Origin of the sequence: Agromyces sp. NPDC056523 (genome assembly GCF_042794545.1) — a bacterium.
Lineage (GTDB): Bacteria > Actinomycetota > Actinomycetes > Actinomycetales > Microbacteriaceae > Agromyces.
This window is the reverse complement of sequence record NZ_JBHTTM010000003.1, coordinates 408,640-430,490: the sequence shown is the minus strand read 5'-3', so window position 1 is coordinate 430,490 and position 21,851 is coordinate 408,640. Positions and strand designations below refer to the sequence as shown.

Annotated in this window: 20 protein-coding genes; 9 read left to right on the top strand and 11 right to left on the bottom strand. The window is 73.1% G+C overall.

All coding sequences use genetic code 11. The features are described from left to right. Nucleotides 1-124 precede the first annotated feature (124 nt). Nucleotides 125-373, top strand: a complete 249-nt coding sequence (locus tag ACFQ58_RS12855; RefSeq protein ID WP_092671046.1) for a WhiB family transcriptional regulator — start codon at nt 125-127, stop codon at nt 371-373. 161 nt (nt 374-534) lie between these two features. Here the strand turns inward: ACFQ58_RS12855 and ACFQ58_RS12850 are convergent, their stop codons facing one another. The 3 genes from ACFQ58_RS12850 to ACFQ58_RS12840 form a co-directional block, all read right to left on the bottom strand. Further along, nucleotides 535-2,028 carry a sensor histidine kinase gene (locus ACFQ58_RS12850; protein WP_376951517.1) on the bottom strand — a complete coding sequence of 498 codons (1,494 nt, stop codon included), beginning with the start codon at nt 2,026-2,028 and terminating at the stop codon, nt 535-537. Nucleotides 2,029-2,097: 69 nt separating this feature from the next. Continuing rightward, the gene (locus ACFQ58_RS12845; protein WP_376951516.1) at nt 2,098-3,351 is read right to left on the bottom strand and encodes a CpaE family protein; all 1,254 of its coding nucleotides are present in this window, start codon (nt 3,349-3,351) and stop codon (nt 2,098-2,100) included. Continuing rightward, a complete protein-coding gene (locus ACFQ58_RS12840; RefSeq protein WP_376951515.1) occupies nt 3,351-3,983 on the bottom strand; it encodes an SAF domain-containing protein in 633 nt (210 codons plus the stop codon). The genes ACFQ58_RS12845 and ACFQ58_RS12840 overlap by 1 nt, the downstream gene beginning before the upstream one ends. A gap of 115 nt (nt 3,984-4,098) precedes the next feature. Here ACFQ58_RS12840 and ACFQ58_RS12835 point away from each other — a divergent pair, with 115 nt between their 5' ends. Continuing rightward, nucleotides 4,099-4,392 carry a helix-turn-helix domain-containing protein gene (locus ACFQ58_RS12835; protein ID WP_376951513.1) on the top strand — a complete coding sequence of 98 codons (294 nt, stop codon included), beginning with the start codon at nt 4,099-4,101 and terminating at the stop codon, nt 4,390-4,392. Nucleotides 4,393-4,399: 7 nt separating this feature from the next. On the opposite strand, the gene ACFQ58_RS12830 is transcribed toward ACFQ58_RS12835, so the two are convergent. Continuing rightward, entirely contained in the window at nt 4,400-5,059 is a 660-nt protein-coding gene (locus tag ACFQ58_RS12830) for a hypothetical protein (protein ID WP_376951512.1), read from the bottom strand. Between the two features lie 173 nt (nt 5,060-5,232). Here ACFQ58_RS12830 and ACFQ58_RS12825 point away from each other — a divergent pair, with 173 nt between their 5' ends. Further along, nucleotides 5,233-5,682 (top strand): Rv3235 family protein, encoded by a 450-nt coding sequence (locus ACFQ58_RS12825; RefSeq protein ID WP_376951511.1) that lies wholly within the window; start codon nt 5,233-5,235, stop codon nt 5,680-5,682. Nucleotides 5,683-5,736: 54 nt separating this feature from the next. On the opposite strand, the gene secA is transcribed toward ACFQ58_RS12825, so the two are convergent. The 6 genes from secA to mtrA all read right to left on the bottom strand — a co-directional run bounded on the left by secA (nt 5,737) and on the right by mtrA (nt 14,435). Next, nucleotides 5,737-8,553, bottom strand: a complete 2,817-nt coding sequence (gene secA / locus ACFQ58_RS12820; RefSeq protein WP_376951510.1) for a preprotein translocase subunit SecA — start codon at nt 8,551-8,553, stop codon at nt 5,737-5,739. A 193-nt stretch (nt 8,554-8,746) separates the two neighbouring features. Beyond that, nucleotides 8,747-9,457: a ribosome hibernation-promoting factor, HPF/YfiA family gene (hpf, locus tag ACFQ58_RS12815; RefSeq protein WP_376951509.1), complete on the bottom strand. Its 711-nt coding sequence runs from the start codon at nt 9,455-9,457 to the stop codon at nt 8,747-8,749. A gap of 105 nt (nt 9,458-9,562) precedes the next feature. Further along, the gene (locus tag ACFQ58_RS12810) at nt 9,563-10,267 is read right to left on the bottom strand and encodes a ComF family protein (protein WP_376951508.1); all 705 of its coding nucleotides are present in this window, start codon (nt 10,265-10,267) and stop codon (nt 9,563-9,565) included. Nucleotides 10,268-10,368: 101 nt separating this feature from the next. After that, nucleotides 10,369-12,078 carry a GerMN domain-containing protein gene (locus ACFQ58_RS12805; protein ID WP_376951507.1) on the bottom strand — a complete coding sequence of 570 codons (1,710 nt, stop codon included), beginning with the start codon at nt 12,076-12,078 and terminating at the stop codon, nt 10,369-10,371. Next, a complete protein-coding gene (gene mtrB / locus ACFQ58_RS12800; protein ID WP_376951506.1) occupies nt 12,071-13,741 on the bottom strand; it encodes an MtrAB system histidine kinase MtrB in 1,671 nt (556 codons plus the stop codon). The genes ACFQ58_RS12805 and mtrB overlap by 8 nt, the downstream gene beginning before the upstream one ends. Nucleotides 13,742-13,754: 13 nt before the next feature. Further along, nucleotides 13,755-14,435, bottom strand: a complete 681-nt coding sequence (gene mtrA, locus ACFQ58_RS12795) for an MtrAB system response regulator MtrA (protein WP_376951505.1) — start codon at nt 14,433-14,435, stop codon at nt 13,755-13,757. Nucleotides 14,436-14,777: 342 nt separating this feature from the next. Here mtrA and ACFQ58_RS12790 point away from each other — a divergent pair, with 342 nt between their 5' ends. From ACFQ58_RS12790 to ACFQ58_RS12770, 5 genes are read left to right on the top strand one after another with little or no spacing between them, the layout of a single operon-like run. Beyond that, nucleotides 14,778-15,776, top strand: a complete 999-nt coding sequence (locus ACFQ58_RS12790) for a hypothetical protein (RefSeq protein WP_376951504.1) — start codon at nt 14,778-14,780, stop codon at nt 15,774-15,776. Then, nucleotides 15,767-16,447 carry a DUF4129 domain-containing protein gene (locus ACFQ58_RS12785; protein WP_376951503.1) on the top strand — a complete coding sequence of 227 codons (681 nt, stop codon included), beginning with the start codon at nt 15,767-15,769 and terminating at the stop codon, nt 16,445-16,447. The genes ACFQ58_RS12790 and ACFQ58_RS12785 overlap by 10 nt, the downstream gene beginning before the upstream one ends. Next, a complete protein-coding gene (locus ACFQ58_RS12780) occupies nt 16,444-17,670 on the top strand; it encodes a DUF4350 domain-containing protein (protein WP_376951502.1) in 1,227 nt (408 codons plus the stop codon). The genes ACFQ58_RS12785 and ACFQ58_RS12780 overlap by 4 nt, the downstream gene beginning before the upstream one ends. Continuing rightward, the gene (locus tag ACFQ58_RS12775) at nt 17,667-18,638 is read left to right on the top strand and encodes an AAA family ATPase (RefSeq protein ID WP_376951501.1); all 972 of its coding nucleotides are present in this window, start codon (nt 17,667-17,669) and stop codon (nt 18,636-18,638) included. Before ACFQ58_RS12780 ends, ACFQ58_RS12775 begins: the two co-directional genes overlap by 4 nt. 2 nt (nt 18,639-18,640) lie before the next feature. Then, nucleotides 18,641-19,975 (top strand): DUF58 domain-containing protein, encoded by a 1,335-nt coding sequence (locus ACFQ58_RS12770; RefSeq protein ID WP_376951500.1) that lies wholly within the window; start codon nt 18,641-18,643, stop codon nt 19,973-19,975. 18 nt (nt 19,976-19,993) lie between these two features. Here the strand turns inward: ACFQ58_RS12770 and ACFQ58_RS12765 are convergent, their stop codons facing one another. After that, nucleotides 19,994-20,989 (bottom strand): stage II sporulation protein M, encoded by a 996-nt coding sequence (locus ACFQ58_RS12765; protein WP_376951499.1) that lies wholly within the window; start codon nt 20,987-20,989, stop codon nt 19,994-19,996. Nucleotides 20,990-21,006: 17 nt separating this feature from the next. Here ACFQ58_RS12765 and ACFQ58_RS12760 point away from each other — a divergent pair, with 17 nt between their 5' ends. Continuing rightward, nucleotides 21,007-21,849 carry an RDD family protein gene (locus ACFQ58_RS12760; RefSeq protein ID WP_376951497.1) on the top strand — a complete coding sequence of 281 codons (843 nt, stop codon included), beginning with the start codon at nt 21,007-21,009 and terminating at the stop codon, nt 21,847-21,849. The last annotated feature ends 2 nt before the right edge of the window (nt 21,850-21,851 follow it).

Genomic DNA, 21,851 nt, shown 5'->3' with positions numbered 1-21,851 from the left:
GTGAGCCGATCGCTCCCACGATCCTACTTCCCGAGATTCGGCTTTCCCCCTGCAGCACCCGCCGGTTCCCGGCGGCGGCGCACGCGTGCGTCCGCTGCGAACCGACAACACAAGGAGCATCTCCATGGATTGGCGCGACAAAGCCGCCTGCCTCACCGCCGACCCCGAACTGTTCTTCCCGGTCGGCAACACCGGTCCGGCCGTCGACCAGATCGAGAAGGCCAAGGCGGTCTGCGCCCGATGCACCGTCACCGAGCTCTGCCTCCAGTACGCCCTCGAGACCGGACAGGACTCGGGCGTCTGGGGTGGCCTCAGCGAGGACGAGCGACGCGCCCTGAAGCGCCGTGCCGCTCGCGCCCGTCGCGCCGGCTGAGCTCACGCGAACCGCGCGCCGCGACTCCGGCGGCCACACCGGCCGGGCCAGACCGCCCGGAGGCACCCCGGACGGCGCGTCACTCCCCGCAGCACCCGAACGGAAACGGCACCCGCGCTCGCGCGCGGGTGCCGTTCTCTCGTGTGCGGCGGGAGCGACCCTCAGGCTGCGGTGATCCAGCGCAGCGGCACCTCGATGGTGACCTCGGTGCCGCTGCCCATCACGGTGTGCCAGTCGATGGTGCCGCCCAGCTCGCCCTGGATGAGCGTGCGCACGATCTGCGTGCCGAGTCCCTCGCCGACGCGTCCCTCGGGCAGGCCCGACCCGGTGTCGCGCACCTGCACCGTCAGCATCGTGTCGGTCCGTCCTGCGATCACCTCGACGTCGCCCTCCTGGCCCGCGAGGCCGTGCTCGACGGCGTTCGTCACCAGCTCGGTGAGCGCGAGGGCGAGCGGCGTGGCGTACTCGCTCGGGAGGACCCCGAACATCCCCGACTTCTTCGGGTGCGCCGTCGTGTTGTGCGCCGCCGCGACCTCGGCGACGAGCAGCAGCGCGCGATCGAACACCTGGTCGAAGTCGACGTTCTGGCTGAGGCCCTCCGAGAGCGTGTCGTGCACGACCGCGATCGCGCCGACGCGCCGCATCGCCTGCGTCAGCGCCTCGCGCGCCTCGTCGGAGTGCGTGCGCCGCGCCTGGATGCGCAGCAGCGAGGCGACGGTCTGCAGGTTGTTCTTCACCCGGTGGTGGATCTCGCGGATCGTCGCGTCCTTCGTGATGAGCTCCTGCTCCTGGTGGCGGAGCTCAGTCACGTCGCGGGTGAGCACCATCGCGCCGATCCGCTCGCCGCGGCGACGGATCGGGATGGCGCGCAACGTCACGGTGACGCCGCGCGACTCGACGTCGGTGCGCCACGGCGCGCGGCCGGTCACCACGAGCGGCAGGGACTCGTCGACGACGAGCTTGCCCGAGAGCAGTCGGCTCGCGACATCCGCCAGCGACTGGCCCTCGAGCTCGTCGTCGAAGCCCATGCGGTTGAAGGCCGAGAGCGCGTTCGGGCTCGCGAACGTGGTGACCCCGTCGACGTCGAGGCGGATGAGTCCGTCGGAGGCGCGGGGGGCGCCCCGGCGCGGCCCGGTGGGCGCGCCGAGGTCGGGGAAGTCGCCCGACGCGATCATCTGGAACAGCTCACCGGCGCAGTCGTTGAACGTCAGTTCCTGGCGACTCGGCGTGCGCGTGGAGCCCAGGTTGGTGTGCCGCGTGATGACCGCGACGGGCTCGGGCGCGAGCTCGGTGCCGGTCACCGAGAGGCGCCGCATCACCGGCACGGCGCGCACGCGCGTGGGCATCTCCTCGTACCAGTCGGGCGCAGAGGAGTCGACGATGTCGCCGGTCGAGACCGCCTGCGCGACGAGCCCCTTCCATTCCGAGCGGATGGCCTGGCCCACGAAGTCGCGATAGAAGAGCGTGGCCGCGCTCGACGGCCGCGAGTGCGCGACCGCGACGAAGTCGTCGTCGCCGGATGGCACCCACAGCACGATGTCGGCGAAGGCGAGATCGGCGAGCAGCTGCAGGTCGCCGACGAGCATGTGCAGCCAGTCCACGTCGGCCTGGCTGCTGCGCCCCTGGGCGAGGACGAGGTCACTGAGGGTTGACACCCGTCCAGCGTAGCGACCCGAGTGCGCGCCCTTCCGCACGGTTGCGGGCCGCGGCGCACCCCGCCGGGCTCAGGCGGTGGCGGGCCGACGCCGCCATGCGGCGAGCGCCGCACCACGCCGGCGCGGCTCGGGCTCGGGGAGCAGGCGCCCGTCGACGTAGGAGCGGAATGCCGCGCGCAGGGGTGAGCGCGGCGCCGCGTCGCGCAGCGTGCGCGCGGTGAGGATCGCGGCATCCGTCGCCCTGCCGTCGTGCGGGAGCAGCGTCGCGTCGGCGAGGCCGGCGAAGCGACGCAGGGTCTGCCTGACCTGGGCGTGCGCGTCGATGCCGAGGGCGCTGGTGCGGACCCGGTTGACCACGACGTCGATGCGCTCGGGGTCGACCAGCTCGAGCAGCTCGGCGTGACCCCGCAGGAGCCGGGCGAGGCCGACGGGGTCGCCGAGTCCGATCGCGAGCACGCGGTCGGCGGCGGCCAGGGCCGCGAACGTCGCGGCGTTGCGGCGCGGTGCGAAGGCGTCGCTCGTGAGCTCCTCGTCGCGCTCGAGGCTGAACCCGGCGTCCACCACGACGAACTCGAACCGCGCGCGCATCGCCTGCAGCGCGCCGGTGACCCGGTCGTGCGCGAGTTCGGGCCATCGGCTCGGGCCGACGAGCCCGGTGAACACGTCGAACGAGGCGCGCGCCGACGAGTAGCGCTGGGCGATCCGCTCGAGCTCGGCGCGGTCGAGCGCACCCGAGCCGGCGAGCCGGCAGGCCGAGGCGAAGCCCGGGGCCTCGTCGAGCAGTCCCAGCGCCGGCGCGATCGCTCCGCCGTAGGGGTCGGCGTCGACCAGGGCGACCGAGTGGCCGGATGCCGCGAGCTCGGCGGCCACGTTCACCGCCGCCGTCGTGCGCCCCGGCGCGCCGGCCGGACCCCAGACCGCGATCACGCCGTTCGCACCGACGGCCGGTCGCGCCGGATCGCCCTCGCCGACGCGCGACGGCACCGGGACGCCGCCCGAGACCAGCTCCTCGAGCTCGCGCACCTCGACGCGGGCGTCGAGCACCTCGTGCAGCCCGAGCCCGGTGGCCTGGGCTCGGTCATGGTCGGAGTCGGCGAGCGCGATCACGCGGATCCCGCGCTGGTCGCAGGCCGTGAGCAGGTCGGATGTCAGGGTCGAACGCCCGGCGCCGACGATCACGACGTCGGGGGCGAGGGCGTCGAGGCCGTCGAGCACGTCACGCCACCCGACCAGGCGCGCGACGATCGTGTGCCCCGCCTCGACGAGGTCGGCGAGGATGCGGTCCTCGACGGCGGGATCGAGGGCGAAGGCGAGCCGCGCCATCAGTCGTCGACGGAGGGTCGGGCGGGGACCAGGTCGATCACGTCGCCGGCGGCGAGCGCCTCGAGCACGGCGGCGGTCTTCTCGCGCGGGATGAGCAGCTCGACGCTCGGACCCGCCGAGGACATCATGCCGTCGGCCTCGACCACGGCGGCGACCTCGGCCCCGGAGACCAGCACCGCCGGCGGCTCGACCGCCCCGCGCTCGGGTTCGCCGGCGGCCCACACGTCGACGAGAGCGCCCGGCGCGATGTCGCCGGCGAGGGGTCCGCGGCCGGGGATCACCACGGTCGCCAGGCCGGTTTCGTCGCGTTCGGCGACGGATGCCGCGGGCACCAGCTCGCCGGCATGGACGGTGCGCACCACGACCAGTCCGCCATCGGGCACGTCGGAGGGCCGCACGTAGCCGCCCGCCACGGTGCCGAGGCGGACGGACTCGACCCGCAGGTCGTCGACGTCGACGCGGGACCCCGGCGTCAGGGTCTCGGATGCGACGACCACGTCGGTCGTGTCGTCGAGCGCCTCGACGAGTGCCCAGACGCCGAGCGCGGATCCGGCGACCAGGACGACCCCGATGACCAGGCGCGGATCGATCCGCGCTGCTCCGCGCTCGCGCCGCGTGCTTCGAACCGCCATCGCTCGTCTCCTCTCGAGGCCATCGCCGCGAACCATCGTGGCGCGACTCCGGGAGGACGCCGTGAAGTTATCCACACCGCTCCCCCCGCCCGACGGTCGGGCCGATAATCGAGTGATGATCCAACACGGTCCGGGCGATTCGATCGGCCGCTTCCTGAGCGTCGCCGACGCGGCAGAGGTGCTCGCCGTCGACGTCGAGGCCGTGCACGACCTGATCCAGTCGGGCGAGCTGCCGGCCATCCGCGTGGGCGAACGCGGGCCGTGGCGCATCGAGCGCACGCAGCTCGAGGTCTGGATCGACGACCAGTACGAGGCCACGCGTCGGTACTCGGTCTGGCACCAGGGCGAGTTCGCGAACGTCGTCGAGCTCTCCGGAGCCCGGAGCCGCGGCATCCGCCCGGTCGACTGACCGAACGTCAGCAGAAGGCTACGAGCAGCACGCGTTCGAACGGCACCATGCGATAGCCGTGCACGTCGCGCTCCCGACGTGGAACGCCGGGTTCGTGGAGCGCGAGGTCGAAGTGGTCGCGCGCCACGCGATCGATCGTGCCGTGGTGACGACCGTCCGTCGTGGTGACCTCGACCCCCATTCGGCGGCGGGCCAGGTCGCGCAGCAGGAACGCCAGGCCGATCCGCTCGGCGAGCCGCGCGGCGGACTCGGGCTGCGGCGCGAGGCTCGCCTCGAGCTGGTGGCGGCCCGGGAGCACCGCGGCGACCGCATGCAGGGGGATGACGCACTGGGTCGGTGGTGCGGACGTCGGTGCGCCGACGGGGGCACCCGAGCCGCTCCCGCCGAATGGACCGAGTGCACCGAGTTCGCCGGATGCGCCGAGATGGCCGCTCAGCCAGTCGCGGCCGAACACCGCAGGGCGCACCTGCAGCACACGCCCGCCGACGAGCTCGAGCCGGATCGCGGCACCGGGACCGCCCTCGGCCGACAGCGCGGCGAGCCGATCGCGCAAGCCGAGTCGCCCGATGCGCAGGCGTTCGCCCTCGAGCTCGAGGGCGCGTTCCTCGGCCCGCTGCTCGTGGTCGAGCTGCGACGCGAGGTCGTCGAACAGCCGGTCCCAGCGCATGCGCCGACGCTACCGGTCCGACGGTGCGACGCCGAGGTTCTCCACAGGCGCGCAATTTCCTTGACACCCCGTCGTCACCGCCCGTACGGTTCAGTCAGGACCCCGCACACCCCCGAACAGGGGGTACATCGTCGTCGGCGCGCCGGCGAACGCCCCACCCTACTGGAGCCGTCATGACCGCACGCCAGGCCGGCGCGCTTCCGACCGCCATCGTCGGAACGAGCGCACGCCGACTCGACCTCGACGACGACGAGTTCGCTCGCCGGCGATCCGGCCGGGCCGAGCTGCCCGACCCCGAGCCGATCCTGCGCAACCTCACGCACTGCGTCATCGAGGTGCTCGCCGGCGCGCGCGACCTCGAGCAGCTCGCCCGCTGGGTCACCGACGACGTCTACCGCAACCTCGGCAAGCGCGTGGTGCTGGCCGCGCGGGCACGACGCGTCAAGGGGCTCGTCCCGCAGCGACCGGCGTTCTCCGTCGGCCGGGTCGTGATCGGCGAGCCCGCCGACGGCGTGGTCGAGGCGGTCGTGATGGTGCACCAGCGCGCGCGTTCGCGCGCCGTCGCCATCCGGCTCGAGGGCCTCGACCAGCGCTGGCGGGCCAGCGTCATCAGCGTGCTGTGAGCCGACGACGAACGGCCCGGGCGATGCCCGGGCCGTTCCGTCGTTCAGGGTCGGTCAGCGCCTGCGGTCCTGCGCGCGGCGCTCGGCGCGGTTCGCGGGTGCCGGCGCGCCGTCTTCGGTCCGCTGGCCGAACGCCCCGCGGGCGGCCGGCTGCTGCGGCTGAGCCTGCTGGGGCTGAGCCTGCTGGGGCTGCTGGGCCTGGGCGACCGCGCGGCGCGCGCGCTGGGTCGCGGCCTGCTGGAGCTGGCCGCGCTGGTTGCGCACCTCGACACCGCCCGAGTCGCTCGGCGCGGTGTAGCTGAGCTTCTCGGCCGGGGCGGTGGGACGCTGGAGTCCCTTCGCCTCGATGCGCGGTCCGCCGACGCCGGCCTGCGGGGCGACCTCGACCTCGAGGTTGAAGAGGAACCCGATGGTCTCCTCGCGGATCGAGCCCATCATCTGCTGGAACATGCCGTAGCCCTCGCGCTGGTACTCGACCAGCGGGTCGCGCTGCGCCATGGCCCGCAGGCCGATGCCGTCCTTGAGGTAGTCCATCTCGTACAGGTGGTCACGCCAGCGGCGGTCGATCACCGAGAGGACGACGCGACGCTCGAGCTCGCGCATCGCAGGGCTGCCGAGCTGCTCCTCGCGCCGCTGGTACGCCAGCTTCGCGTCGGAGAGGATCTCGCGGCGGACGAAGTCGCGGTTGATACGTCCCTTCTCGCCCGCTTCGGCCACGACCTCGTCGATCGTGATGCCGATCGGGTACAGGGTCTTGAGCTCGGCCCACAGCGCGTCGAAGTCCCACTCGTCGGGGTTGCCGTCGGCGGTGTGCTCGTCGAGGACCTCGTCGATGACCTGCTCGAGGAACGTCTGGACGCGGTCGTGCAGGTCGTCGCCCTCGAGGATGTGGCGGCGGTCGGAGTAGATCGCCTCGCGCTGGCGATTGAGGACGTCGTCGTACTTCAGCACGTTCTTGCGGATCTCGGCGTTGCGCGCCTCGACCTGCGACTGCGCCGAGCGGATGGCGCGCGTGACGACCTTCGACTCGATGGCCACGTCGTCGGGCACGCCGCGCGACATCAGGCTCTCGGCGGCCCCGGCGTTGAAGAGCCGCATGAGGTCGTCGGTGAGCGAGAGGTAGAACCGGCTCTCGCCGGGGTCGCCCTGACGACCGGAGCGGCCGCGCAACTGGTTGTCGATGCGTCGCGACTCGTGCCGTTCGGTGCCGAGCACGTACAGGCCGCCTGCGGCGAGCACCTTCTCGCCCTCCTTCGCCGTCTCGGCCTTCGTCTGGTCGAAGACGGCGTCCCACGCCGCCTCATACTCCTCGGGAGTGTCGACGGGGCTGAGGCCGCGCTCGTGCATGCGCTGCACGGCGATGAACTCGGCGTTGCCGCCGAGCATGATGTCGGTGCCTCGGCCGGCCATGTTGGTCGCCACCGTCACCGCGCCGAATCGCCCCGCCTGGGCGACGATCGCGGCCTCGCGGGCGTGGTTCTTGGCGTTCAGGACCTCGTGCCGCACGCCCTTCTTGGCGAGCAGGCGCGAGAGGTACTCGCTCTTCTCGACGCTCGTGGTGCCGACGAGCACGGGCTGGCCGTTCTTGTGGCGGTCGACGATGTCTTCCACGACCTGCGCGAACTTCGCCTCCTCGTTCTTGTAGACGAGGTCGGGCTGGTCGCGGCGGACCATGGGCCGGTTCGTCGGGATGGCCACGACGCCGAGCTTGTAGGTCGACATGAACTCGGCCGCCTCGGTCTCGGCGGTGCCGGTCATGCCGGAGAGCTTGTCGTAGAGGCGGAAGTAGTTCTGCAGCGTGACGGTCGCGAGCGTCTGGTTCTCGGCCTTGACCTGCACGCCCTCCTTCGCCTCGATGGCCTGGTGGATGCCCTCGTTGTAGCGGCGACCCACGAGGATGCGGCCGGTGTGCTCGTCGACGATGAGCACCTCGCCGTTCATCACGACGTAGTCCTTGTCGCGCTTGAAGAGCGCCTTGGCCTTGATCGAGTTGTTCAGGAACGAGATGAGCGGGGTGTTCGCCGACTCGTAGAGGTTCTCGATGCCGAGGTAGTCCTCGACCTTCTCGATGCCGGGCTCGAGCACGCCGACCGTGCGCTTCTTCTCGTCGACCTCGTAGTCGTCGCCGGACACGAGGCGCGTGGCGAGGCTCGCGAACTCGGTGAACCAGCGGTTCGCCTCGCCGGAGGCCGGGCCGGAGATGATCAGCGGCGTGCGCGCCTCGTCGATGAGGATCGAGTCGACCTCGTCGACGATCGCGAAGTAGTGGCCGCGCTGCACCATGTCGGCCGCCTGCCAGGCCATGTTGTCGCGGAGGTAGTCGAAGCCGAACTCGTTGTTCGTGCCGTAGGTGATGTCGGCGGCGTACTGCTCGCGGCGGACCGCGGGCGTCTGGCCGGCCACGATGCATCCGGTCGTCATGCCGAGCGCGCGGAACACGCGGCCCATGAGCTCGGACTGGTAGCTCGCGAGGAAGTCGTTCACGGTGACGACGTGCACGCCGCGGCTCGTGAGCGCGTTGAGGTAGGCCGCCGTGGTGGCGACGAGCGTCTTGCCTTCACCCGTCTTCATCTCGGCGATGTTGCCGAGGTGCAGCGCGGCGCCGCCCATGAGCTGGACGTCGAAGTGGCGCAGGCCGAGCGTGCGACGGCTCGCCTCGCGGACCGCCGCGAACGCCTCGGGCAGCAGGTCGTCGAGCGACTCGCCGTTGCCGTAGCGCTCGCGGAGCTCGACGGTCTCGTGCTTGAGCTCGTCGTCGGACAACGCCCGGAAGTCGTCTTCGAGGGCGTTGATCGCGGCGGCGTAGTTCTCGAGCCGCTTGAGTGTGCGACCCTCGCCGACGCGCAGGACCTTTTCCAGAATCGAAGCCACGAACTTGCTCTCCCGTTGTCATTCAGGCGTGCGACGTCGGGGTGGGGCACCCGCGCACGCCGGAGGATCCGCCTTGCAGACGGTCATCATAGCCATGCTAGTAGGCAGCGGTCTGGGCATCGGCTCCGGGGATGGCACGGCATCGGCCGCGGACGGGCAGGACGCCCGACCGGGGCCGACGGGTCGGAACGGATCAGGATGCGGTGCCGGCCAGCGACGCCGCCGCCGCGGTCTCGGACGTGGCGTCGGCGACGCCGTGCTCGTCGAGCCCGATGAGGCCGTAGTCCCAGCCCTTGCGGCGGTAGACCACGCTCGGGCGGTGCGATTCGGCATCGATGAAGAGGTAGAAGTCGTGGCCGACGAGCTCCATGTGGTACAGGGCGTCGTCGACGGTCATGGGGGTCGCGGCGAAGACCTTGCGGCGGATGACGACCGGCGAGTACGCCTCGTCCTCCTCCTGCTCCGACGTCTCGGTCACGATGGGGATGTTGCCCGTGCGGACCTTCTCGAGGATCTCGACGTCGGCCGCCTGCACGCCCACGTCGCTGAACCCGGCGTCGGTCGCCTCGCGGAGCGAGGTCTGGCGCCGGCTGCCGCCGCGGTGCACCTTGCGGCGATCCTTCGCGCGGCGGATGCGCTCGACGAGTCGTCCGAGCGCGACGTCGAACGCCGCGTACTTGTCGGCCCCGTCGGCCTCGGCGCGGACCACCGGGCCCTTGCCGACGAGGGTGAGCTCGACCCGGTCGAGCCCGGAGTTGCCGTTCTTCTCGTTGTGCCGGCTGACCTTCACATCGAGCGAGATGGCACGGTCGGACAGGTTGGAGACCTTCTCGGCTTTCTCGGCCGCGTAGGCGCGGAATCGATCGGTCACTTCCAGGTTGCGTCCGACGATGTTCAGTTCCATGAGGACCTCCATCCAACCGGCGTGTCACCCGGATCGGAAGGGTGGTTCGACCACGCCTGTCCTGACACCGTAGCCCCCGCGGTGTCGGATGTCACGAGCCGTTCGTCAGTCGTTCAGGTGATCCACGGGAATCCGCAGCGGGGTGTGCGCGAGGACCGCGACGGCGTCGACCGAACCGCCGGCCGAGCGGATGGCGCGGACCGCCGCGGCGAGCGTGGAACCCGTCGTCACGACGTCGTCGACGAGTACGAACCGGCGCCCGTCGAGGCGGCGGACGGGCGCGAACGCCCCGTCGGCGTTCACGCGTCTCGCCGACCGGTCGAGCCCCGCCTGGTCGGCCCGCTCGCGCGCGCGCAGCACCCGGGTCGGCCGGAAGCCGGCGTGGCGCACGAGCAGCGCGACCGGCTCGTAGCCGCGCTGGCGGCGTGCCGTCGCCGTGGAGGGCACCGCCGCGAGTTCGAGTCCGGCGGTGCGGCCGGACGAGGCGCAGGCGGAGGCCAGGGCGGCTCGCAGCGCAGGTGCGAGGGCGGGAGCGGCATCCGTGCGCCCCTCGTCCTTGAACGAGCGGATGGCGCGTGCCGCGACTCCGGCGTACGCGAGCCCCGCCCACGACTCGACCTCGGGGCGCGGGGCGCGCACGGGCACCGGCGCGAGGGCGGCCCGGCATGCGGCGCAGACGGCGCGGTCGGGCGCGCCGCATCCTGCGCACGAGACGGGGACGAGCAGGCCGACCGCGTCCAAGAGCGCGTCGCGGACGAGCTGGACGACGGTGCGGCTCGAACACGGGTCGGGGCGATGGACGATCGGCACCGTCCCACGCTGCCCTGCCGCAGCGGGATCGTGGCGCGTTCGGTCCGAGCCGTCGGATCCGGGCGGCCGTCCCGGGTCGTGGAGGAGGGGTGGCGACCCGGTCAGTCGGTCTGCTGCGTGGCGAGGAAGACGACGTCGCGCGATTGGACCTGCCAGCCCACGCCAGCGCGCGTCGCGATATCGCCGTCGGACGTGAGCACCCGCAGGTCGCGGATGCTGTTCGCGCCGTCCACCTGGACGGCACCGGCTGGCCCCTCCCCCGGGTCGGACGGTGCGCCGAGCTCCTGCAGGGCGAGGCGCGGCTCTCCGCCGGCGGACTGCGTGAGCGTCCCCACGGTCCCGGGGTCGAGCCAGGCGACGTCGATCGGCGCGGCGGCGGTCCCGGCGAGTTCGAGCGCGACGGGCCCGAGGCCGAGCGGGCGCCCCGCCTCGTCGCGCTGGATCGAGGCGGCCACGACCCGTGTCCGCGAGCCCTCGGCCAGCAGCGCGACGAGCCGCGTGCCGTCGCGGGACACCTGGAGGGAGACGATCCTCGATGCCGTCCACGGCACGCCGATCTGGTTGCCCTCGCCGCCGTCGGACGCGAACCACGCGAGTTGGTCGGGCGCGTCGGCGGGGACCGACCACACGATCCCGTCGACGTCGAGCGCCGGCACGATGAGCCCGGCACGGGGATCGAGCAGCTCCTGCTCCGCGTCCTCTCGCACGAGCCACACGCCGTCGGCCGCCCGGACGGCCGCGGCCGTGCCGTCGGGGCCGAGTGCCGCACCGGTCGGGGCGAGCCCGACGACCTGGTCGGAGATGCCCCCGATCGGCGAGACCTCGGCTCCCGTCGCCGCGAGGTGGCCGAAGGCCTGGCCGTCGTAGACGACGGGGCGCGGATCGACGCGCGGCGAGCGCTCGGGTCGATCCGTGAGCTCCGGAGAGCTCTGCACCACGCCGTTCAGGGAGAGCTGCACGTCGTCGACGTTGCGGACCGACTGCAGGCTCTGCTCCAGCTGGTACTGCATGAGCTGGACGGTGCGCAGGTTGTCGAACGCGGCGCCCGCGAGCGACACCTCGGCGACGCCGTTGCTCACCGGGACCGTTCCGGGATCGAGCGTGAGGTCTTCGGGGAACGCGGACACGACACCGGGCGCGAGCCACTCGGCCGGGCCGGCGAGCAGCGCGCGCACGATGCTCGTCTGGGCGGAGTCCCGGCCGGCGAAGAACCGGACATCCGGCACGACGAACCGGAACTGCGGGTCGAAGAAGGCGAGCGTGTAGTCCCGGTACACGAGCTGGAAGTTCGTCTCGTCCATGAGCACTCCGCTCGGCGCGCTCGAGATGCGCCATTCCCCGTCGACCTGCTGGAAGCGGTACTCGAGCTGCAACGGCGCGCCGGCGAGCGACTCGAGGTACTGCCCGTTCGGCGCGAGGCTCGCAGCAGGCACCGCCTGCGCACGGATGACGTCGGTCGACACGGGCGTGAAGGACCGGTCGGCGAGCACGTCGATGGTCACGCCCGTGTCCGCCTCCCACACGTCGGAGAACTCCTCCGTCAGGAACTGCCGTGCGATCTCGTAGTTCCCGCTCGGGCTCGCGGCGGCGTCGATGAAGCCGTCGAGGATCTGCTGCTGCGTGGCGCCCGGCTGCGGGCCTCGGGCGAACACGTCGAGGTCGACCGGCTGGTCGGGAGCCTCGGCCAGGCCCGGGTTCACGGACCCGCTCGTGGGAATCGACACGCAGGCCGTCGTGAGCGCGAGCAACGCGGTCGCGAGGGCCGCGAGCGCCGCCCGGAGCGCTCGGGGATGCCGCACCCGATCACGCATCGTGCACCTCCTCGATGACCGACGTGTCGGTGGGAACCGACCGGATCGCGGCCGGCCCCGTCGCGGCGGGGTCGTCGGGCTCGAGCGCCAGCGGCGAGACGATCGTGGCGGGGTCGGCGCCGCCCTGCCGCGGCAGGGTCAGCCGGAACACCGTGCCGCGTCCGCGTTCGGACCACACGTCGAGCGTGCCGCCGTGCGCGACGGTGTCCTCGAGCGAGATGGCGAGGCCGAGGCCCGTGCCGCCGAGGGTGCGGCGACGGCTCGGATCGGCACGCCAGAACCGGTCGAACACGCGCTCCGCCTCATCATCGGACATGCCGAGCCCGTAGTCGCGGACCGCGATCGCCACCGCGCCGGCGTTGCTGTCGACCGAGACGACGATGGGCCGCCCCTCGCCGTGCTCGATGGCGTTGCCGACGAGGTTGCGGACGATGCGTCGGATCCGGCGAGGGTCGACGTCGGCGTCCAGGTGCCCGCCCGGTGCATCGAGCCGGAGCTCGCTCCCTCGCTCGAGCGCGAGCGAGTGCATCGACTCGACCGTCTCGCCGGCGAGGTGCACGAGGTTCGTCGGCTCGGTCTCGAGCTCGACCGAACCGGCGTCGTAGCGGCTGATCTCGAGCAGGTCGGCGAGCAGGTTCTCGAACCGCTCGGTCTGCGTGCGGAGCAGCTCGACCGTCCGGGCCGTCGCGGGCGGGAAGTCCTCGCGCTGCCCGTACAGGACGTCGCCGGCGAGCCGGATCGTGGTCAGCGGTGTGCGCAGCTCGTGCGAGACGTCGGAGACGAACCGCTGCTGCATGACCGAGAGCTCGGCCAGTTCGCCGATGCGGGCCTGCAGGGTGTCGGCCATCCCGTTGAAGGACTCCGCGAGCGCCGCGAGCTCGTCCTCGCCGCGCACCGGCAGGCGCACTCCGAGGTCGCCGGCAGCGAGCCGGCGGCTCGTCGCGGCGACGGCCTGGATCGGCTCGATCACCCAGCGGACCACGATGAGCGTGATGGCGCTCAGCATGGCGATGAGCGCGACGGCGCCGATCACGCCCGTGAGCTGCATGAACGACAGGGTCCGGTCCGCCTCGGCGAGGTCGTACCCGATGTACACCTCGTAGCGGCCGGCGCCGGGGATCTCGAGATCGCTGCCCACCACGATCCCGGGCACCGGGTCGCCGTCATCCTCGAGCTCGACCGACTGCCAGAACTGGTCGCCGGGATTCTCCTGCACGCGCTCGCGCAGCTCGGGCGAGATCTTGCCGGCGAGGTCGGGGCTCAGGAAATCGGGCGGGGCGATGCTCGACGGCGCGGTGTCGGGGGTGCGGAACACGGCGATGTCCGCGCTGCCCGACACGCTGATGATGGTGCGGATCGCCGAGTTCGTGACCGCCTGCACGGACGCACGGTCTGCGGCATCCGAGGCGAAGATGGCGGCCTGCGCCGCAGCGTCGGCCGTCGCCGACGACGCGAGAACGCGCTCGACCTGCGCCTGGAACAGGTTCGACGCGACGGTGAACGAGATCGTGAAGCCGATCACGAGGATGGCGAGGGTCGACAGTCCGAGCGTGATGAGCACGGTCCGGAACTGCAGTGAGCGACGCCACGCGGTGCCGAGCCGGCGGCCCCGGTCACGCGCCCATCGCGCGACCGCCGCCGCCGGGTTCGCCGCCGCCGACATCCCGCGGCCCGCCTCAGGTGGTCGCGCCGGCGCGGTACCCGACGCCGCGCACGGTCATCACGATGCGCGGGTTGTCGGGGTCGTGCTCGACCTTGGCCCGCAGGCGCTGCACGTGCACGTTCACGAGGCGCGTGTCGGCCTTGTAGTGGTACCCCCACACCTGCTCGAGGAGCATCTCGCGCGTGAACACCTGCTGCGGCTTGGACGCCAGCGTGAGCAGGAGGTCGAACTCGAGCGGGGTCAGGTTGATGCGCTCGTCGCCCCGGCGCACCTCGTGGCCGGCGGCGTCGATCTCGAGATCGCCGATCGCGATGGTCTCGACGACGGACTCGGGCGCCGGGCGCAGGCGCGTGCGGATCCGGGCGACGAGCTCCTTGGGGTTGAAGGGCTTGACCATGTAGTCGTCGGCGCCCGACTCGAGCCCCCGCACGACATCGGCGGTGTCGCCCTTGGCCGTGAGCATGATGATCGGCGTCCCCGACTCCGCGCGGATGCGAGCGCACACCTCGATGCCGTCCATGCCGGGCAGCATGAGGTCGAGCAGGACCAGGTCGGGCCTGGTCTCGCGGAACGCGGCGAGCGCGCCGGCGCCGTCCGCGCAGAAGGCCGGATCGAACCCCTCGGTTCGCAGCACGATCCCGATCATCTCGGCGAGGGCCGTGTCGTCGTCGACGACGAGTACGCGTTGCGTCATGCGTCCGTTCTCCGTCGGGCCCGCCGCGCGAGGCGTCGGACCGGAAACCAGTGCCCACCAGCACAGTCGGTCCATCCCGGCAGACCGCCGTGGGCGGGCTGTGGCAGCATTGGTGGCATCCCGGAAGGAGCGCAGCAGGTGTCCGATCACGACTGGGCGCAGCCCGTCCCGCCGCCGCCTCCGCCGGGCGCCCCCGTTCCCCCGCCGTACGTGCCGCCTGGTGCGACGTCGGCGTCCGCTCCGACGGGGTACGGCCCGCCGCCGCCGGGTGCCTGGCCTCCCCCGTCCGGCCCGCAGGCATGGACCCCGCCGCCCCGGCCCGGCCTCCTCCCGCTGCGCCCGATGGGCTTCGGCACCCTGCTGTGGGCGCCGTTCCGCACGCTGCGGCGCAATCCCGCTCCGGTCTTCGGTACCGGGCTCGTGGTCCAGCTCGTCTCGGCCGTGGCCACCGCCGTCGTGTTCGTCCCCCTGTTCGTCTGGATCTTCGGCCGCGTCGAGACCGCGAGCGCGGCCGACGTCGACGCCATCCTGTCGGGCGCGGTCGGATGGATCATCCTGCTCTCGCTCGTGCCCATCGCGATCTCCGTGGTCGCCGGCGCCTTCCTCCAGGGGGTCATGGTCGTCGAGGTGGCCAGCGGCACGCTCGGCGAGCGCCTCTCGTTCGGCGCGCTGTGGCGGCGCGCCGCCGCGCGGATCTGGCCACTCATCGGGTGGACGCTGATCGTCGGCGCGGTCGTCGGCGGCGTGTTCGCGCTCGTGGTCGGCGGCGTGATCGCCGTCGCGGTCATCTTCCCCGACCCCGCGACCGTCCTCGTGGTCGTCCTCCTCGCGTTGGCCGCGCTGCTCGGCCTGGCTGTCCTCGGCGCGTGGCTGGGCACCAAGCTGGCGCTCGTCCCGAGCGTGATCGTGCTCGAGCGGGCCGGCGTCGCCACCGCGGTCCGTCGGTCCTGGACCCTGACGAACGGCAACTTCTGGCGCACGTTCGGCCTCATCCTCCTGGTCGGGGTGATCCTGTCGTTCGCCGCGCAGGTCGTGGTGCAACCGGTCTCGTTGCTCGGCACCATCCTCGCCATCCTCATCGACCCGACGGCGGGTGAGACCTACCTGGCGATCTCCATCGGCACCACCGTCGCCACACTCGTGCTGTCGGTGCTGATCGGCGCGATCACCGCGGTCGTGCAGGCCGCCCTGATCGCGGTGATCTACATCGACCTGCGGATGCGCACCGAAGGGCTCGACCTCGAGCTCGAGCGCCACGTCGAGGCGCGCGACGCGGGCCGACCGGTCGACGACCCCTACCTGCCCCCGTCGGAGCACGATCCGGTCACGACGTGGTCCTGATCCACGCGGCGCGACTCGACCCGCCGCTCGAACCCGATGCGGACGAGGCGCGTCGATGGGTCCTCGACGAGCTCGCCCGGCCCGAGTACCGCGCCGCCGAGCCGACGGCGTTCGACCTGGCCGCCCAGGCGATCCGCGACTGGATCGCCGACCTGTTCTCCGGTGCGGGCGGGCTCCCGCTGCCCGCGCTCTGGCTCGTCCTCGTGACGCTCGCCGTGGTGCTGGTCGTGGTCGGGCTGCTCGTGTTCGGGCTGCCGCGACTGCGGCGCCGGGCGAGCGGTGCCGTGCCCCTCTTCGACGACGGCGACGTGCGGGATGCCGCGACGCTGAGATCGGCCGCCGACGCCGCGGCCCGGGCGGGCGACTGGCCGCTCGCGATCGAGGAGCGCTTCCGCGCGCTCGTGCGCGGGCTCGTCGAACGCGAGCTCGTGCGCGTCCATCCGGGCACGACGGCGCACGGCATGGCGGCGGCCGCGGCCGTCCCGTTCCCCGAGCACGCGGTGCGGCTCGAGGCCGCGGCCGCCGACTTCGACGACGTCCGCTACCTCGCCCGTGCCGGGTCGGCGGCAGCGTACGAGCAGATCGCCGAGCTCGATCGCGAGCTCGCGGCATCCGTGCCCGAACTGGAGCGCGAGCTCGCGGAGACGGCGGCGAACGGAGTGCGCGAGTGACGGAGGCGGCCGCCAGCCCCGTCGTCACGCCGGGCCTGCGCTCACTGGTGCGACGACGACGCGCGTGGATCGTGATCGCGGTCGCGCTCGTGCTCGGCGCCCTCGTCCTCGCGTTCGTGCAGGGCCTCGTCCGGCCGCCGGGCACGCCCCTCGCCACCGACAATCCCGCACCCGGCGGCGCCCAGGCCCTGGCGCGCGTGCTCGCGAGCCAGGGCGTCGACGTGCAAGCCGTGCGATCGCTGGCCGAGGCCCGAAGCGCCGCCGAGGGAGCCACCGTGTTCCTGTACGACGAGGCCGGGCTGCTCGGCCGCGACGACGTGGCTGCGCTGGCGGGTGCAGCCGACGAGCTCGTGATCGCCAGGCCCGACTTCGCGGCGCTCGAGGTGCTCGCGCCGGGCGTGAGGCTCGCGGGGTCGGCCGACGGCGCGATCGACGAGGTCGCGTGCGAGCTGCCGGCCGCCCGGCGCGCCGGCGAGCTCTCCGAGGGCCAGCAGTTGCTGACGATCGACGACGACGCCGCGATATCCGGATTCGCGGGCTGCTTCGCCGACGGCGAGGGATTCGCCGTCGTGACGGGCCCCTCGCCCGACGGGGCACAGGTGGCGCTGGTCGGCTCCGGGGCCGTCTTCGCCAACGAGACCGTCGACGAGGCGGGCAACGCCGCGCTCGCGATCGGCCTGCTCGGCAGCCGCGACGAGCTCGTCTGGTACCTTCCCGGCCCGGCCGACGTCGACGGCGCGACCGCGCCGACCCTGGAGGAGCTGACTCCGGGTTGGGTCAGTCCGGTCGCGGTGCTGCTCGCCCTCGTCACCCTCGCGGCCGGCATCTGGCGCGGTCGCCGCTTCGGTCCCCTCGTGGTCGAGGACCTGCCGGTGCACGTGCCGGCCGCCGAGACCGGCGAGGGACGCGCGCGGTTGTACGCTCGCTCGTCGGCGCGCGTGCACGCGCTCGACCAGCTCCGCGTCGGGACGATCCGGCGCCTCGCCGAGCTGCTCCGGCTGCCGCGGAACGCACCGGTCGATGCGGTCGTCGCCGGCGTGTCCGAGGCGATCGGCCGCCCCGCGCCATCCGTTCGGGCCACCCTGGTCGGCGCGCTGCCCGCGGGCGACCGCGAATTCGTCGACCTGGCCCGCGACCTCGACGACCTCGAGAGGTCCGTGCGCACCGCGATGCGCCCGGCCGACGATCACGACGCATCCGATCCGACAGGAAGGCGACCATGACCGACCCGAATCCCGACGACGCCGAGCTCCGCTCCGCACTCGACCGCGTGCGCACCGAGGTGGGCAAGGCCGTCGTCGGACAGGACGGCGCCGTGACGGGCCTGATCATCGCGCTGCTCGCGAACGGGCACGTGCTGCTCGAGGGCGTGCCCGGCGTGGCGAAGACGCTGCTCGTGCGCACGCTGAGCCGCACGCTCCGCCTCGAGACGCGACGGGTGCAGTTCACGCCCGACCTCATGCCGGGCGACGTGACGGGCTCACTCGCCTACGACCCGCGCAACGGCGAGTTCGCCTTCCGCGAGGGGCCCGTGTTCACCAACCTGCTCCTCGCCGACGAGATCAACCGCACGCCGCCGAAGACGCAGTCGGCGCTCCTCGAGGCCATGGAGGAACGCCAGGTCTCGGTCGACGGCGTCACCCGGCCCCTGCCCGACCCGTTCCTCGTCGCGGCCACCCAGAACCCGATCGAGTACGAGGGCACGTACGCGCTGCCCGAGGCGCAGCTCGACCGGTTCCTGCTCAAGCTCGTGCTCGACGTCCCCGAGCGCGACGCCGAGGTCCGGATGCTGCGGCGGCACGCCGACGGGTTCGATCCGCACGATCTCGAGGCCGCCGGCGTCGCACCCGTGCTCGGCGCGGCGGAACTCGCGTCGGCCCGCGCCGCGGCCGGCCGCGTGGGCGTCGCCGACGACGTGCTCGCGTACGTCGTCGACCTCGCGCGGGCGACGCGACGGAGTCCCTCGATGCGTCTCGGCGTGAGCCCGCGCGCCGCGGCCGGCCTGCTCGCCGCCTCCAAGGCATGGGCCTGGCTGACCGGGTTCGAGAAGGTCACGCCCGACCACGTCCAGGCCATGCTCCTGCCGGCGTGGCGCCACCGCGTCCAGCTCCGCCCCGAGGCCGAGCTCGAGGGCGTGTCCGTCGACCAGGTGCTCCGCTCGGTCGTGCAGCAGGTGCAGGTGCCGCTCTAGCGATGACCATCACCGGCCGCTTCACGCTCCTCCTCGCGCTGGGCGCGGTGCCCGTCGTGCTCTTCGGCGGTGCAGCGGATGCCGCGTGGGCCGTCCTGCTCGGCTGGCTCGTCCTCCTCGTGGTGCTCGGGGCGGTCGACCTCGCGCTGGCCGCCTCGCCCCGCCGCGTCGCGCTCTCCCGTGAGCTGCCCGGCCGGCTGCGGCTCGGCGAGACGGCGACGTCCGAGCTGGTCGTGCGCAACCTCGGCGCCCGACGGCTGCGCGCCGTCGTCCGTGACGGCTGGACGCCGTCCGCCGGCGTGCAGGGTGCCAACCGCACCCGTGTGGACGTCCCGCCGCGCGAGGCACGGCGCGTCTCCCTCCGCCTGACGCCGACGCGACGTGGTGAACGGCGCACCGAGCAGGTGACGCTGCGCTCCTTCGGCCCCCTGCGCGTGTGGGCGCGCCAGGCAACGCTCGCCGCGCCGGGCAGGCTGCGCGTGCTCCCCCCGTTCCACTCGCGCGCTCACCTGCCATCGCGACTGACACGACTCCGCGAGCTCGACGGACGCACGCCGCTCCTGATCCGCGGCCAGGGAACCGAGTTCGATTCGATCCGCGAGTACGTGCGCGGCGACGACGTGCGCTCGATCGACTGGCGTGCGACCGCCCGCCGTGCCGACCCCGAGTCGCGCGGCACGACGCGGCTCATGGTCCGCACGTGGCGCCCCGAACGCGACCGGCGCATCGTCATCGTGGTCGACACCTCACGCGCGGCCGCGGCGCGGATCGGCGACGAGCCGCGCCTGGACACCGCGTTCGAGAGCGCGCTGCTGCTGGCGGCCCTCGCCTCGCACGCGGGCGACCGGGTGGACTTCCTCGCGTGGGACCGCCGGCTGAGGGGTCGCGTGCACGGCGCCGGCGGCGCCGAGCTGCTCGCCCGCATGGTCGACTCGATGGCCGACATCGATGCCGAGCTGATCGAAGCGGACTGGACCGCGGTTCCCGCGCAGGTGCGCCGCGTGACGAGCCGGCACGCGCTCGTCGTCCTGCTGACGGCGGCGGACTCCCCCGGGACCGCCAGGGGCCTGCTGTCGGTGCTGCCGCAGCTCACCGCGGGCCACACCGTGATCGTGGCGTCGGTCGCCGACCCCGACCTCGTCGGCGCGAGCCGCGAGCGCGGATCGCTCGACGAGGCCTACCGGGCGGCCGGCGCGGAGCGGGGCCTGCTCGACGGTGAACGCGTGGTGGCGGCGATCCGTCGGCTCGGCGGCCTGACCGTGACCGCACCGCCCCACGAACTGCCGCCGGCGCTGGCCGACCGCTACCTCGAGCTCAAGGCCGCCGGGCAGCTCTGACGCCCGGCGCTCCCGAGGTCAGCCGGAGACGACCCGTCGCGCGCCGGCATCGAACGCGGCGAGGTCCCCGGTCTCGCCGGCACGGCTCGCCCGACGGCCGAGCACGAGCATGGTCACGAGCAGCCAGGCCAGGGCGAGCGCGCCGATGCCGATCTTGACCGGCCACGGCCAGGGCGCCGGCGTGACGAACCCCTCGATGAGGCCAGCGATGAGGAGGAAGAACACGAGGCCGATCGCGACCGAGAACAGCGCCCGCGCGTCCTCGGCGAGCGCCGCGCCGCGCGTCCTCGGCCCCGGCGCGACCCATGCCCAGAAGATCCGGAGGCCGGCGGCCGCGGCGACGAACACGCACGTGAGCTCGAGCAGCCCGTGCGGCGCGATGTAGAGGAAGAAGGTGTCGGCCTCGTCGTACGCGAACATGACCGCCGCCGTCAGCCCGAGGTTCTGCGCGTTCTGGAGCACGACGTACGGCACCCAGACGCCGGTGATGCCGAATGCCACGCACTGCGCTGCGATCCAGGCGTTGTTGGTCCACACCGAGCCGGCGAACGACGCCGCCGGGTTCTCGGAGTAGTACGCGACGAAGCCCTCCTCGGCGAGCGCCCGCAGCTCCTCCTCGGACCCGAGGTTCGCGAGCACGCGCGGGTCGCCGGCCACCCAGAGGGCGTACAGCGCGGCGACGACGAACGTCGCGAGCGCCACGGCGAGCGTCAGCCACCTGACGCGGTACAGCGCGGCGGGCAGGCCGACGAGCGAGAAGTGCGCCAGCTGCCGCAGCGGATTCTCGGGCGCGCCGGTGAAGCGCAGCCGGGCCCGGGCGAGCGAGACGGAGAGGCGGTCGCCGAGCGCCGTCGAGCCGGCGGTGGCCTGGACGAGCGACAGGTCGGATGCCGCAGCCTGGTATCGCTCGATCAGCTCGTCGGCGGCCGGGCCGTCGATCCGCGCCTTCCGTGAGAGCGCGTCGAGGCGCTCCCAGTCGTCGTGTCGGGCGGTCGCGAGGGCGTCGAGGTCCATCTGCTTGAATACTAACCATGGCCGACGCGTCCGCCTCCGTCCGAGCCGCCGGTCGCGTCGACGACGAGGCGCTCGTCACGGGCGAGGCCGTCGCGCTCGACGTTCGACCGGCGAGCGCGGTGATGCGCGCGGGGGGCGCGGCGATCGACGTCATCGCGACGCTCATCGTGGGCCTCGCCGCCTTCCTCGCGATCGCCGGGCTCGACCTCGACGAGGCCGCCCTCCGAGCCGTCGGCATCTCGCTCGTGGTCGCCTGCATCGTGGTGCTGCCAACCACGGTCGAGACGGCGTCGCGCGGTCGCTCGCTCGGCAAGCTCGCGCTCGGCCTCCGCGTCGTGCGCGACGACGGCGGGGCGACCGGCCTGCGCCACGCGTTCATCCGCGCGCTCGTCGGCGTGCTCGAGATCTGGATGACCTTCGGCGGCCTGGCGGTGCTCGTCGGCTTCCTGAACCCCGACTCGAAGCGACTCGGCGACCTGCTCGCCGGCACCCACGCCCAGGTCGAGCGCGTGCCGCGCTACACGCCGCAGGGGTTCGGGGTGCCCGCCCCCCTCGCGGCGTGGGCGACGATCGCCGACGTCGGACGCCTGCCCGATCCAGTCGCGCGGCGCGTCGCGGCGTTCTTCCACAACGCGCCGCACCTCGCGCCGGCCAGCCGGCGACGCGTGGCCGAGCGGTTGGCCGTCGAGGTCGCGCCGTACGTGTCGCCGGTGCCCTCGGGCGACCCCGAGCTCATGCTCGCCGGCGTCGCGGCGCTGCGCCGCGAACGCGACCTGGCCGCGCTCGCGCTCGAGTCGCGCCGCATGTCCGCGCTCGAGCCGGTGCTCGACGCCCGGCCGCTCGGCTTTCCCGAGCGGTGAGC

Coding starts and splice junctions, on each gene's coding strand:
- ACFQ58_RS12855 (WP_092671046.1), top strand. CDS start 125: ATGGATTGGCGCGACAAAGCCGCCTGCCTCACCGCCGACCCCGAACTG.
- ACFQ58_RS12845 (WP_376951516.1), bottom strand. CDS start 3,351: ATGGCGCGGCTCGCCTTCGCCCTCGATCCCGCCGTCGAGGACCGCATC.
- ACFQ58_RS12840 (WP_376951515.1), bottom strand. CDS start 3,983: ATGGCGGTTCGAAGCACGCGGCGCGAGCGCGGAGCAGCGCGGATCGAT.
- ACFQ58_RS12835 (WP_376951513.1), top strand. CDS start 4,099: ATGATCCAACACGGTCCGGGCGATTCGATCGGCCGCTTCCTGAGCGTC.
- ACFQ58_RS12830 (WP_376951512.1), bottom strand. CDS start 5,059: ATGCGCTGGGACCGGCTGTTCGACGACCTCGCGTCGCAGCTCGACCAC.
- ACFQ58_RS12825 (WP_376951511.1), top strand. CDS start 5,233: ATGACCGCACGCCAGGCCGGCGCGCTTCCGACCGCCATCGTCGGAACG.
- hpf (WP_376951509.1), bottom strand. CDS start 9,457: ATGGAACTGAACATCGTCGGACGCAACCTGGAAGTGACCGATCGATTC.
- ACFQ58_RS12805 (WP_376951507.1), bottom strand. CDS start 12,078: ATGCGTGATCGGGTGCGGCATCCCCGAGCGCTCCGGGCGGCGCTCGCG.
- mtrB (WP_376951506.1), bottom strand. CDS start 13,741: ATGTCGGCGGCGGCGAACCCGGCGGCGGCGGTCGCGCGATGGGCGCGT.
- mtrA (WP_376951505.1), bottom strand. CDS start 14,435: ATGACGCAACGCGTACTCGTCGTCGACGACGACACGGCCCTCGCCGAG.
- ACFQ58_RS12790 (WP_376951504.1), top strand. CDS start 14,778: ATGGGCTTCGGCACCCTGCTGTGGGCGCCGTTCCGCACGCTGCGGCGC.
- ACFQ58_RS12775 (WP_376951501.1), top strand. CDS start 17,667: ATGACCGACCCGAATCCCGACGACGCCGAGCTCCGCTCCGCACTCGAC.
- ACFQ58_RS12770 (WP_376951500.1), top strand. CDS start 18,641: ATGACCATCACCGGCCGCTTCACGCTCCTCCTCGCGCTGGGCGCGGTG.
- ACFQ58_RS12765 (WP_376951499.1), bottom strand. CDS start 20,989: ATGGACCTCGACGCCCTCGCGACCGCCCGACACGACGACTGGGAGCGC.
- ACFQ58_RS12760 (WP_376951497.1), top strand. CDS start 21,007: ATGGCCGACGCGTCCGCCTCCGTCCGAGCCGCCGGTCGCGTCGACGAC.